The organism is Brevibacillus sp. NSP2.1 (assembly GCF_000470975.2).
GTDB lineage: Bacteria > Bacillota > Bacilli > Brevibacillales > Brevibacillaceae > Brevibacillus > Brevibacillus agri.
The window spans coordinates 2,685,334-2,697,773 of record NZ_CP048274.1 but is presented as its reverse complement, the minus strand read 5'-3'; the positions used below and the strand labels follow the sequence as shown (position 1 = coordinate 2,697,773).

Below are 12,440 nucleotides of genomic sequence, written 5' to 3'. Positions count from 1 at the left end.
CTGCCTACGCTTGCTCATTTGCATAAGATCGTCAAAAAATCGTAGACATAGCCTTGGCTGACTTCTGCGCGAATCGGCTGCAAACCGCTGGCTCTGAGCTGCTCCAAAGCGGTTTTTTTGGTCAACAGCTCCCGGTACCCCAGGTTGATTTCGGGATGGACCTCGTAATAGGCACGCGTCAAAAAACTATCCATGGGAACGATCAAAATCAAATGTCCATCTTCCTTGCAAAATTGTTTATGTACGGACAAGATTTCGGCCTTCTCTTTAAAATGTTCAATCAAGCCAAAGCTGCACACGAGGTCGAACGTCTCTGCCAGCTCCAACGTGAACAAGTCTTGCAGCAGGTACGTAATCCGCTCCGCATGGTTATGGGCGATTTGCTGATAGGCGTCGAAGGAGGTTTGGCAATTATCGACCAATACCCCGCTTCCTTGGTACATCGTCAGCAACAGCCGCGTCAAAAACCCGGTCCCCGCCCCAAGCTCCAGCACGCTTGGTTCGGGCTTGACCGGAACGTCCCGCAGCAGCTTGCGCAGCACGTCACCCAGCACCAGACCGAGCAAGTGGGCATTTTCACGCAATAGCTGCCGGACGTTGTGAAAATAGAGCTGCCCGTCGAGACTGGGCGTCTCCCCTTTGTTCATTGTCGTAAAATACTCCGTCCAATTGAAATCCGCGCTTGTATTTTTCGTCGTGTAAATCATCTGCGCCACTCATTTGTACACCGATTTGGACTGGATGAAATTCACGATGTTGTCGATCGTATTGAAGTTGGAAATTTCCATTTCGTCGCTTTCAATCGTCATCTGAAACTCGCTTTCGATGAACGTGACGAGCTTCATCGCGAACAAGGAATTGACGAAGCCAAGCTCAAAAATATTGTCGGCATTGCCAAATTCCACTTCGTCGTCAAACACAACGAGATTGGCCAAAATAAAGTCGCGAATTTGTTGGTGAAGTTGCATGAGTAAACTCTCCTTTTTTAGGTTGCTTTTTGGTTAGATCGTCATTACAAAACGAGCACTTCAATGTAAGGCGGGAATTTTTGAATCTGGGTCAAATCGTTTTCCAAAATGACAAAGCCGTCTTCTTCTTTGGAAACTTCCTTGAAGTTGGAAAACCGATAGGAGACGTACATCATTTTGTTTCGTTCCGTATTTTTAAAGTCGGCCAGCAATCGCTTGCCTTCTTGCCTGGCTTGTTGCATGATGTGCGTCAGCAATACGGTGCCGACACCCCGCGAAATGACCCGGCATGACATGATGAGCAATTTGATATGCCAATGCGTCTCGTTCATTTCGACCAGGGCGATTCCGATTTTTCCGTAGGAGCCGTATTTGTCGGTCAGCTCGCACACGTACAGCTTGTGGTCGGGCGAATGGCGGAAATAGTTCAGCTCGTCGTAGCTGTAAATCCGCCCCGTCGAGTTCAACTGATTGGTGCGCACCGTAAGCTCCTCCGCGCGTTTCAAGCAATCCTCCTGCGCCTCGCTGATAATGAACTTCATGTCCAACGTTTTCAAAAACTCTTCGCTCGTTCCGGTGAACGACTCTTCTTCCTGCTGCCGCTCCATGTCCTGCAAATACATGAGCCGCCGTTTTTTCGAGTCCTCCGTAATAAAAGCCGGAATCAGCGAAGGATGGGTCAGCAGCTCGGTATAGCGCCCGGCGTGCAGGCAGTTAACCGAATCGTGCACGCTTTTTACTTCATCCAGTTCAAAAGGCTGGTCATCAATGAACAAAAGCGTGTCCATCCCGATGTTGATCGCCTGCTGGATCGCCCCGACGGACTTGGACTTCGGCTCCCAATGAATTTGCGGGTACAGAAAATAGTGGTCGATGCCGAACTCTTTCAGCTTGCGCATCGCGTCATCGTAATTGTTTTTGCTCGCGACCGATTGCAAAATGCCGCGCTGGTCAAGCTGCTCCATGATTTCCTTGACTTGCGGATAGAGGGCAACCTCGTCCCCTTCTGACAGCACGCCGTTCCAGACCGTGTTGTCCAAATCCCAGACGACACATTTAATCCCGTTTTTCAGCTCCATTTGCATGTTCCTCTACATGAAATTTTGACCGACTTCGCCCGGCATACCGCTTACCGGGCACTGCGCTAACGGGGACGCAGCCGTATAATCGAAAAACCCTTTGCCGCTTTTCTTGCCGAGCAGTCCGGCGTCAACCATTTTGACCAGCAGCGGGCACGGGCGATACTTCGGATCGTTGAAGCTTTCGTAGAGTACTTCAATCGAGTGCAAAATCGTATCCAGTCCGATCAAGTCCGCAGTAGCCAGCGGCCCCATTTTATGGCTGAACCCCAAGCGGAATATTTTGTCGAGGTCCTGCGGCGTCGCCACCTGATCGTGAATCGCCCAAATACATTCGTTAATCATCAGCATCAGCACGCGGTTGGTGACAAAGCCGGGCGAATCGTTGACCAGCACCGGCTTTTTGTCGACCGATTTCAAAAAGCCCTTGATTTTCTCGATCGTTTGCTCGGACGTATAGTAGCCGCGGATGATCTCGACCATTTGCTTGAGCGGCACCGGATTCATGAAGTGCATCCCGATGACATTTTCCGGCTTGGGCATGAGCGAGCCGACCTTTGTAATGGAAATGCAGCTTGTATTGACGCCGTAAATCGTGTCTTCCGGGCAATGTTGTCGCAGCTTTAGGTAAACTTGCTTCTTGGCCTCCCAATTTTCGGTGATGTTTTCAATCACGAACGGCACGGCCGAAAAATCGTCGTACGCAGTGGTGAACTGCACATGGGCGAGCACCTGCTCGATGTCTTTTAGCGGAATCTCTTTTTTCATCAGCTTGACCAGCTTGAAATCTTCCCGCATTTTCTTTTTCGCGTTTTCCAAAATGGCGGGATGCAAGTCTTTCAAAATGACGCGGTATCCGTGGCTCGCCAGGTCCAGAGCCAAATCCGATCCCATGACCCCGGCGCCGATAATGCCAATCGTTTCGAATGTATTCATCTTTAGCCATCATCCTTTTTTTCGTAGTAGACCGTGCAACGAACTCGTCCGCTCCTATCGCTTCCCGATTTTTTTCGCTCTGCCGCCTCCCCTCCTCTCCCTTTTTACGCAGAGATTCTCTATGGTTGGCTACGCATGCTGTCTCACTTGTGCATGAGCGAGCTGACCGACTTCCATTTTCAAAAGCTGGTCGGCCACATGGAAATACCTGTCGTCATGCGTAATCGCGATGACGCACTTGCCTTTTTGCTTCATCTCCGGAATGAGTGTATTGTAAAAATATTCTCGAAACTCAGGGTCCTGATCGGCCGCCCATTCGTCAAAGAAATAGATCGGCCGCTCCTCCATGCAACTGACGAGCAAGGCCAGCCGTTTTCTTTGACCCGTTGACAGGTTGACCGTGCTAAAGCCGCCATTCTGGATATGCAGCTTCTCTTCCATGCCGAGCTTGCGCAAATAGTCCTGGATTTCTTGTTCTTTCTGCTTGACGTCGATGCCGTACAGCTTCTCGAACAGGTGAAAATCGCTGAAAATGGCGGCAAAGTGCTGCCCCAGGTCTTCCGGGCGCTGGCCGTTCAGCAAAATTTCGCCCCGGTCAGGCTTGTACAGCCCCACCAGCAGTTTCCCCAACGTCGATTTTCCGCTCCCGTTTCCGCCCGTAATGAACGTGACCTGGCCGGAGTGGACGCGCAAATTGACCGGACCGACGGTAAATGGCTCGCCCTCTGCGTTTTTGTAATGGTATTCAACCGCCCTGGCCTCCAAATGGATGCCCTCCTCGCCGTGAGCTGCCGCTGTCGTTTGCCCGTCCTCTGTTTTCGCGCCAGGTTCCAACTGTCTCGACAGTTCGTTCAACCGATTCCAGCTAATCCGCACGCGAATGAAGTTGGGGATCGCATCCAACACGCCATGCACCGGGCCTGTCATGTACAGGAACACAAAAATGTAGGCGCGCAAGGAACTGTTGGCAATATCCGTAAAGACGACAGGAAAAATAAACGCAACGACCCCGATCACGAAGGTGAACAGCAGCTCGCCCATCACAAACACATTGGCGAAGCTCAAATCCCCCTGAATCCGTTTGATCCGGTACGTGTCGCAGCTTTGCTGCAGCTCCTGCTGGAACTGCCCTTTTTTTCCCTGGTGGATGCTCAGCTCCTTGAAGCCGCCAATCATGTGGTTGATGAACTTGAAAAACGCGTTTTGAATGTCCCGCGTTTCTTCCCAGACGCGATTGGCGTACCGACCGGCGAGAAAATAAAGCCCGGCAGCGGCCAAAATCACGGCAATGGAAATGAGCAGGCCGTACAGGTTGACCATGCCCAAATAAATGAAGCAGCACAGCAGCGTCACCAGGCTGGTAACCCCGAAAATCAGGATGTTGGACACGCCGCTGATCGTTTCCGTATCGTTGTTCAACACGGAGTAGATGCGCTCTTTTTCGATCGCTTCAATGTTTTGGTACGGAGAGTTGAGGATTTTGCCAATCAGCTCTGTTCGCTTCTGGAACACCATCTCGTTCGTGATCGTAATCAGCTTGGCTCTGACCAGCCTTTGTCCGAACACATAGATGAGAATGCCCATCACAAAAAAGGAAAACAAGCCGCCCTGAAAACGGTCGGTATGGTTGAGCGCCTCGTTAATGATGAAAATAATCAGCGCGTTGCCCAGTCCGCTGACCGTACTGAGGACGATGACGGGAAAAAAGGTGCGGTCATTCGCTTTTGGAAACACGACCGTCAGCCAGTAGTAGACGGAAAACAGCACAATTCCGACAAACAAACTAAGAATGGCGATGCTAAAGCTTGAAGGCGCCCAGACGTCGACGAAGCTCCAGGACAGCCCGTCAAACAAAACGGCGGGAATTTGCCACAAACAGTATCCGCACAGCCCCAGACAGACGAGCAGCAGCGCAAACCGATACGCGTTTTTCACAAGCCCTGCGGATGGACGCCGCTGTTTGCGGGCGATTTCGCCGAGAGCCTTGGCGGCAAACCAGGCGGTAAGTGCAATCAACGGAAGCGCGATGCACAAAATGACAACCGCCACCTTGTCGACGCTGCTGTAAAGGTCGGAAACGTTTTCCGGCGGCTGCTTGTTTTGCAACATGTCCATGATTCCCTGGCCCATCGCCTGCGTATGAGCCGAGTTGATGTTGGTCAATACCGCAACCCCCAACTGATCGCCAGGGCGAATGACGACCGAGGAAGAGTAATTCGGGTTGCTTCCGCCATGGGACAGTTCGCCGCTGCCTTTTTGGTAGACGAACCAGCCAGCCGCATACGAGGAACCGTCACTGCCCGGAAAAACGGACCGATCCGGCTGATGCGACCGCCCAATCAGCTCGCTACTCACCTGTTCTTCCGCTACCGCGCCAAGCTGCCGTTTCAGCCAGAGCGCCATATCCTCGCTATTGGAAATGATGTATCCGGCTGGCGTATTGCCCCGATACACGGGAGCTTCGTATTCTCGCGCCCCCAAAAAACCGATCTTATAGCCTTTGGCCATCCCCTGCTGCTGTGCTTCCTGCCGGAACAGGTAGGAATGCTGCATGCCAAGCGGCGTCAGCACGTTGTCTTTTGCATATTGTTCAAAAGACATGCCCGTCACTTTTTCGACGACCAATCCGAGGACATCGTAGTTGATAGACGCATAGAGGAATCGTTCTCCCGGAGGAAAATCAAGCGTCTGCCCTAGCGCTGTCCTCACTGTACGCTCCAGCGCGTCTGCCTCTTCGCCTGCCGGAATTTCGCCAATCGAGCGGAACGGGATTCCGCTCGTATGGTGGAGCAATTGCGCCAACGTAATAGGCGGCGTATTTCCTGCGGCATCTTTCATCTGAAACCACGGGAGATACTTTTGCACCGGGTCTTGCAAGCTGAGCCGCCCTTGTTCCTCCAACGTCAGGACAGCCAGACCCGTAAACGCCTTGCTGGTAGAGCCAAGCTCAAACAGCGTTTGCGGCGTCACCGGGCTTTGCGCGGCCACATCCGCATAGCCAAACCCGCGGTTGTAGACCGTCTCTTCACCTTTTACAATGACGACAGAAGCGCCGGGAATTTTGCCGTCCTGCATTTTTTGTGCGATCCACGCTTCGATCGCTGCGATTTTTTCTGCGCCCAGACTGGTTGCTGCCGCTGTTTCCGCCTGTAATTTCCAGGGAAAAGTCATGGTGAGCAGAAGCAGGACAAGCCATGCCGCGATTCCTTTTCTCATAAACGTACCCTCTCATCCCGAATTTTCCCGCCGTCAAATGAACAGATTGTCCAACTCTTCCTGCGTAAGCTCCACCGCGTCAAAATCAGAAGGGGTAAACTCCTTCGCTCCGTGCTCGCTGCCATGCAGGATGATCTCGGCAAGACGCCGCCGGAAGTTGTCCAAAAAGTGCTGCATGCTGCTTTCCGTAAACTTGTTCCGGCTAAAGGCCAGCCGTATTTGCAAGCGACTGTCCAACACAAAGCAGTTCAGCTCAATCAGGCACGTGAGCGGATTGTCTGGACTCGTGTTGTGCTGAAAAGCGCCTCCGAGCAGTTTGACATAGCCGCCGTCGAACGGTTGGGCAAACTCGCCCAAGTAGTTAAACCTGACCGTCCGGGGGGCGGCTTCCGGCAGCGTCTTTGCCAAATAGCGCAACATGCCGTAGCCGCTTCCGTTACGGGGGACTTTTCGCCGCGTCTCCTTGACGTGCTTGATCTGCGCGGACAAAGCTTTGTCTGTGAGCGAGATGCCGAACGGGTAGAGGCTCGTGAACCATCCGACCGTCCTGCCGATATCGAGCTTCTCCTCCAGTTGCTCTCGCCCGTGCCCCTCTGTTTCGATCACGATATCCGTCTGTCCGGTATATTCGCGGATCGCGACGAACAAAGCCGTCAACAGCAGATCGACAGGCTCCGTATTGTAGGCAGCATTGGCCTCGGACAAAAGCGCCAGCGTTTCCTGCTGGCCCAGCTCGGCGGAAAGCGTGCAACTGACAGCCAAGCTGTCTGCGCCAGCGTCATGGTCGACCGGAAACGGCACATGCTTTTGCCAGACCGCTTCCCAGTACGCTTTTTCGGCCTCTCCCACGCTTTGCCCAGAGCGCTCCAACGCCTCCGCCCATTTTTGATACGAATGCGTCTTCAAAGGAAGCGCGGCGTCTTGTCCGAGGCAGCTTTGCTTGAGCAGCGCGTTCAAATCTTCCAGGATGATGCGCCAGGACACGCCATCGACTGCGAGATGATGGGCAGACAGCAGCAAAGTGCGTGTGCTCCCCAACTGAATCAGGCACGCTTTCAGCAAAAGGTCGCGGGACAAGTCCGTGCGCTCCGCCAGCTCGTGCGCCGCTTGCTCCAGCCTGCCGTAGCGCTCGGCAGGGGCAACGCCTGTCAAGTCGCGCTGTTCGAGTTTGAAGCGGGCCAGCAGGTGGTTATTGTTGTAAAACAGCTCGCCGCGCGCGTCGACGTTCATCCGCAAGCTGTCGTGGTGCTCCACGAGCTTGAACAGCGCTCTTTCCAGCATGTCTGCCGTGATCGCCGGACTGATTTCCACGAAGACGGTCTGATGATAATGCTGCGGCTTGGGGAATGCTTGGGCAAAAAACCACGCTGCAATCGGCGTAGGCAAAATGCTGCCCTCAGCCAGCCCCTGCTCGACAACGGTTGGCTCTACTGCTTCCACAAGCAGCGCCATCTCTTCCATGACAGGGTGGGACAGCATCTCTTTGACTTTGATCCGGTAGCCTTTGGCGCTCAGCTTGGAAGCAATCTGAATTGCTTTGATCGAGTCTCCGCCCATATGGTAAAAGTTGTGCTTCCGGCCGATCTGCCGAACGCCGAGGACTTCTGCCACGGTCTGGATGAACTGCTGCTCTTTCTCGCTCGAATAAGCGGCATATTCGCTGTTTTCTGTACTCGGCAAAGGGATTTTTGCCAAGGAGCGCGCATCGACTTTGCCGTTTGCTGTGAGCGGAATTTCCTTTACCTCTACAAAATATTGCGGGACAAGGTAATCCGGCAACTGCCGCCCCAACTGCTGCTTCCAGTCCAAAATGTCGATCTCGCCCGCCGCGACGTAATACGCACACAGCATTGCGGGTTGCTGCTTGTCTTCCCGCACGAGGACAACCGCCTCTTTTACGAGCGGGTGCTGAAGCAACCCGTTTTCGATTTCTCCCAATTCGACCCGGTAGCCCCTGATCTTGACTTGCTGGTCGCTCCTGCCCAAATACTCCAGCTTGCCATCCGGCAAAAATCGGCCGAGGTCTCCCGTCTTGTACATCCGCTCGCCAGGCGCGAACGGGTTGTCGATAAACTTTTCGCGGGTCAGCTCTTCCTTGTGAAAATACCCTCTCGCCACCCCGTCGCCGGTAATGTACACTTCCCCGACGGCGCAGGTCGGGACAGGAGCCAGGTGCCTGTCCAGTACGTAAATGCGGACGTTGTCGGCCGGCTTGCCAATGGGCACAGCCGCTCGCGTGTCCGTCGCGGGATCATAAGCGTGAATCATGCACCCGACTACCGTCTCGGTCGGCCCGTATTCGTTGAAAATTTCGATGTTGCCGCCGAAGCTGTCATAGATACCTTTGGCGAGGCTGGCCTTCAAATTTTCCCCGCCGACGATGAATCGTTTCACCGAACAATTCCGGTTGTCCCGATCCAGCAGCAGCGACAAATGCGCAGGCGTAAGCTTGACAACTGTCGCGCGGTTCTCGCGCATGATGCGGAACAGCACGTACTCGTCTTCTTTGTGGCTGTAGACCAAAATCGTTCCGCCGCTAATGAGCGGGGTAAAGACGGACGTAATCGTCAAGTCGAACGCCAACGACGAATAGAGCGGGAACACTTCGTCGTCCTGCTTGACATACATTTTTTTGGCCCAGCAAATATAGTTGACCAGCCCGCGATGCTCGATCATCGTGCCTTTGGGCTTTCCGGTAGAGCCGGATGTATAAATCAGGTAGACCAAGTCTTGAGGCTCGCTCTCCGCCTGCAGGTTGGACGATGCATACGCTGTGCAGTCGACGTCCGGCAGGCGGATGACTTGTCCGTTGAAGTCCCACTCGTCCGCTGTGTCCACATTCGTCAGCAAAAGCCTGGTGCCGGAGTTTTGCAGCAGGTAGCGAATCCGCTCGGCAGGATTGTCAGGGTCGATGGGCATGAACGCTCCGCCCGCTTTTCCGATGCCGAGCAGCCCGACCACCGTTTCCAGCGAATGCGTGGTCAAAAGGCCTACAATCGTTTCCCGCCCGACTCCTTGCTCGCGCAAATATCTGGCAAGCTGATTGGCTTTTCCATTCAGTTGGCGGTAGGTCAAAGTCGCTTCGCCATGCTGCACCGCGAGCTTGTCCGGCGTTTTGGCTGCCTGCGCTTCGAACAGTTGGTAGATCGTCTGGTCGCGCGGATAAAACGCATCGGTTCGGTTATACGCCTCCACCAGTTTTTGCCGCTCATCCGCGAAAAAAAGCGTCAACCGCCTGATCGGCTCGTCGGGCTTGTCCACGATTTTCCCGGCCAGGGCAGTCAGGCGAGCGAACAAATCGCGGATTTGCTCCGCTGTGTAGTCGTTCGTTTTGTAGTCAAAGCTGATGCTGATGCGACCGGAATCGGACCATTCCTTGATGACCAGTTGCATGGAGTAAATCTGCTGCCCGCTGTAAAACTCGACATTCTCGACCGCGTAGCCGTCCCACGTTGTATCGAGCGCTGTGTTGTAGTAATTGACGCACACATCAAACAGTTGGTGGTGGCCCTTTTTCTTCAGCTCCACATCCTGGATCAGCAAGTCATACGGATAGCGTTGATGGAAAAAGCAATCCCGCAGCTCCCGGTTGACCTGTCCGATCATGTCCGCAACCGAGCAGCTATCGTCGACCAAAAACCGAAACGGCATCGTGCTCGTAAACATGCCAAACATGCTTTTTTGCTGCTTGCCAGACCGATTGAGCACCGGCGTGCCAATCACGAGATCCGCGCGCCCGGTGAACTTGTGGACATACAGCAAATACACCGCGACAAAAACGGTGTTCAACGACCAGTTGTTCGCGTTGGCCCACTCTTTTACCCGGGTGGACAGCTCGGCGCTCCATTCATACGTGAGGCGGTTTCCCGGCAGCGTGTCTGAGCTTTTTTCCAGATGCGAGTCGGGCAAGTCGCGGAATTTCTCCTTCCAAAACGTCCGGTTTTTGCAGAAGCGATCCGACGAAAGGTAGTCCCGCTCGTGCTCGATGTACGCCAAGTAGCTTGGAGCAGGCTGGTCGTCTGCTGCCTCTGTGCGCACGAGCTTGTCGTACCGTTCGCGAATCTCGTCGGTCATGATGTTGATCGACCATCCATCGGCGATCAGATGATGGAACTTGGCCAGGTAGCCATGCTCGCGGTCCGAGAGGCGAAACAGGGCAAAATAAAAAAGCCTTTCGTTTTCGATGACGAACGGCTTTCTCGCTTCCGCCTGCACCCAGTTGGCAAAGTCGTGCTGCGGCTCTGTGCCAGTTGAGAAATCTAGGCAGTCCAATGGGAAAGGTTCATACGGACTCACGTATTGCTGCGGCTCGCCCTTCCGGTTCAAAACGCGCAGTCGCAACGCTTCATGTCTGCCGATAAACAGATGAATAGCTTTTTCAAGCGCAGGCAGTTGCACAGGGCCTTTTATGATGACAGTTCCGCCAATGTTGTGCAACGGAGTGTCGGGATAAATTTGCTCGATTGACCAGATTCTTTTTTGCGGATGAGTCAGTGGGTAGCAGTTGATTGGCTCCATGGCTAGCGATTCCTCCATTATCTTGGAAACCTCTTTCTCTTTCGGGTCTTTTCTTTTGCTTTTGGATGGCAAAAACACAAAAAAACGGCAAAGCTTCGCCCCTTCATGTATCCGTCAGCCGATACACTCCAGTGCGCTTTGCCGTATGACCCCTTCATTCCTCTAAAGTGCCTAAGCTTCAATAGATTCACTCAGGTTGTTGTGCTATTAGATTCAAACGGGGCTTTTACGAGCGGCTCATCGTCCCTTGCTGCTCATGATCGCATCTTTTTTGCTTACGTCCGTGCTTCCTTTAGCAAAATTTTAATTCATCCGTCCGTCGATTTCAATCTTTTTCCACTTTTTTATAGAAATGACAAACTCGTGACCGCTTCCCTCATCGCGCTTTCGTCGATCGGGAAAGGGCAACATGGCAGCAGCCGCCACGCCGAGCGCCATCAGGGAAAAGACGATGCGGGCCGGGCGAGCAGGCCGCCATCCGTGCGGCCGCACCTCTTCGTTCTCGAAGCAGCAGCTCCGGGATGAACCGACAATGAGTTCACCCGCAGCCGCTCCTTTTTCGTCTACTCCAGGATAGAGACGCGCTGCCCCAATGCGTTCAGGCCCGTGTACGTCCTCGTATCAAACTGCTCGACGCACAGCACCTCCGAGACCATCAGCGGCTGCTCGCGCACAAGCTCTTGCATTTGCGAATCGCTGTAAAATTCATACGCGTAACGGTGGAGAAGCCGTATGCGCCAAATTTTTTGTCCTTCTGCGGAAGTGAAAAACTGTTGCAGATGCGGGCACAGCCCCTTTTCGGACGCGAAGACTTGTTGGCAAGTCAGACAAGTATATTCCACGTTCATTCCCCCTGGCGAAAGCATTTTTCCTCCATAAAAACGGCTCCCACACGCATGCGCAAGGCAAATACGGGGAGCCTTCAGTGGACTGATCGGCGTGGGTGAATATCGGTATGTGATACTTACAAGTGTAAATTAAATAAAACATATCGGTCAAGTTGGTATTTAGCCCAATTGCTTTCTGTCCGCGCTTTTTTTGCCGCAGACCGCGCGTGAAAATCTCAAGCCCCTGACTCCCGTTCCTCTTTTAAATAGAAAAAGCTGGATGGGCATGCTATTACAGGATTAGCGGCCGGAGGAACCTCCCTTCCATGCTTGTCGGGGAGCCTTCTCCGCATCCCTTTCCTTTTCATGCGCCATTTTACAAACCAATCATTCAAAAGGAGGTATATAGATGGAAAATACGGTATATCCACCGTCTGAGATCACGAATTTTAAAACGAAATCCGAACATTTTTTTCCTGTAGCGTGGTATAAGAAAATGCTTGAGCAGCATCCGGTTTACTACCACGCGGGCACGAACACTTGGAATGTTTTCCGCTACGAAGACGTGAAACGGGTGCTGACCGACTACGCCTTATTTTCGAGTGTTCGCGAGCGTACCCTTGTCAATGTCGGAGCTGGCACAAAGGAAGGGACGTTTCCAGAACGCCTGAACATCCATGACAGCGACCCGCCCGAACACCGCAAGGCGCGCTCTTTGTTTTCGGCCGCTTTCACGCCGAGAAGCCTAAAAACGTGGGAGCCGCGGGTGGAACAGTCGTGAATGAGTTAATTCGCGAGATGGAAACGAAAACAGAAGTCGATATTGTCCAAGATTTTACAACCCCCGCTGCCAATCATCATCATGGCGGCCGAGCAGGTCGTACTCGTACAAGACG

At 53.3% G+C, this 12,440-nt stretch carries 9 protein-coding genes; 1 reads left to right on the top strand and 8 read right to left on the bottom strand.

Features of this window, described 5'->3' with window-relative positions:
- Window positions 1-14: 14 nt before the first annotated feature.
- From M655_RS13640 to M655_RS13605, 8 genes are all read right to left on the bottom strand, one after another.
- Window positions 15-707 carry an SAM-dependent methyltransferase gene (locus M655_RS13640; protein ID WP_026557215.1) on the bottom strand — a complete coding sequence of 231 codons (693 nt, stop codon included), beginning with the start codon at window positions 705-707 and terminating at the stop codon, window positions 15-17.
- Between the two features lie 9 nt (window positions 708-716).
- Window positions 717-968 carry an acyl carrier protein gene (locus M655_RS13635; protein ID WP_025847882.1) on the bottom strand — a complete coding sequence of 84 codons (252 nt, stop codon included), beginning with the start codon at window positions 966-968 and terminating at the stop codon, window positions 717-719.
- A gap of 44 nt (window positions 969-1,012) precedes the next feature.
- Complete coding sequence (locus M655_RS13630; RefSeq protein WP_035422716.1) at window positions 1,013-2,047, bottom strand: HAD-IIIC family phosphatase; 1,035 nt, start codon at window positions 2,045-2,047, stop codon at window positions 1,013-1,015.
- Window positions 2,048-2,059: 12 nt separating this feature from the next.
- On the bottom strand, window positions 2,060-2,983 hold the full coding sequence (locus tag M655_RS13625) for a 3-hydroxyacyl-CoA dehydrogenase family protein (protein ID WP_081414699.1): 924 nt from the start codon (window positions 2,981-2,983) through the stop codon (window positions 2,060-2,062).
- Window positions 2,984-3,112: 129 nt separating this feature from the next.
- Window positions 3,113-6,199, bottom strand: coding sequence for a cyclic peptide export ABC transporter (locus M655_RS13620; RefSeq protein WP_026557216.1), 3,087 nt, complete (start codon window positions 6,197-6,199; stop codon window positions 3,113-3,115).
- A 33-nt stretch (window positions 6,200-6,232) separates the two neighbouring features.
- Window positions 6,233-10,717 (bottom strand): non-ribosomal peptide synthetase, encoded by a 4,485-nt coding sequence (locus tag M655_RS13615; RefSeq protein ID WP_026557217.1) that lies wholly within the window; start codon window positions 10,715-10,717, stop codon window positions 6,233-6,235.
- Between the two features lie 303 nt (window positions 10,718-11,020).
- A complete protein-coding gene (locus M655_RS13610; RefSeq protein WP_235694745.1) occupies window positions 11,021-11,209 on the bottom strand; it encodes a hypothetical protein in 189 nt (62 codons plus the stop codon).
- Between the two features lie 71 nt (window positions 11,210-11,280).
- Window positions 11,281-11,565 (bottom strand): hypothetical protein, encoded by a 285-nt coding sequence (locus tag M655_RS13605; RefSeq protein ID WP_005833634.1) that lies wholly within the window; start codon window positions 11,563-11,565, stop codon window positions 11,281-11,283.
- A gap of 388 nt (window positions 11,566-11,953) precedes the next feature.
- On the opposite strand from M655_RS13605, the gene M655_RS13600 reads away from it, so the two are divergent.
- Entirely contained in the window at window positions 11,954-12,325 is a 372-nt protein-coding gene (locus M655_RS13600; protein WP_007786678.1) for a cytochrome P450 family protein, read from the top strand.
- The last annotated feature ends 115 nt before the right edge of the window (window positions 12,326-12,440 follow it).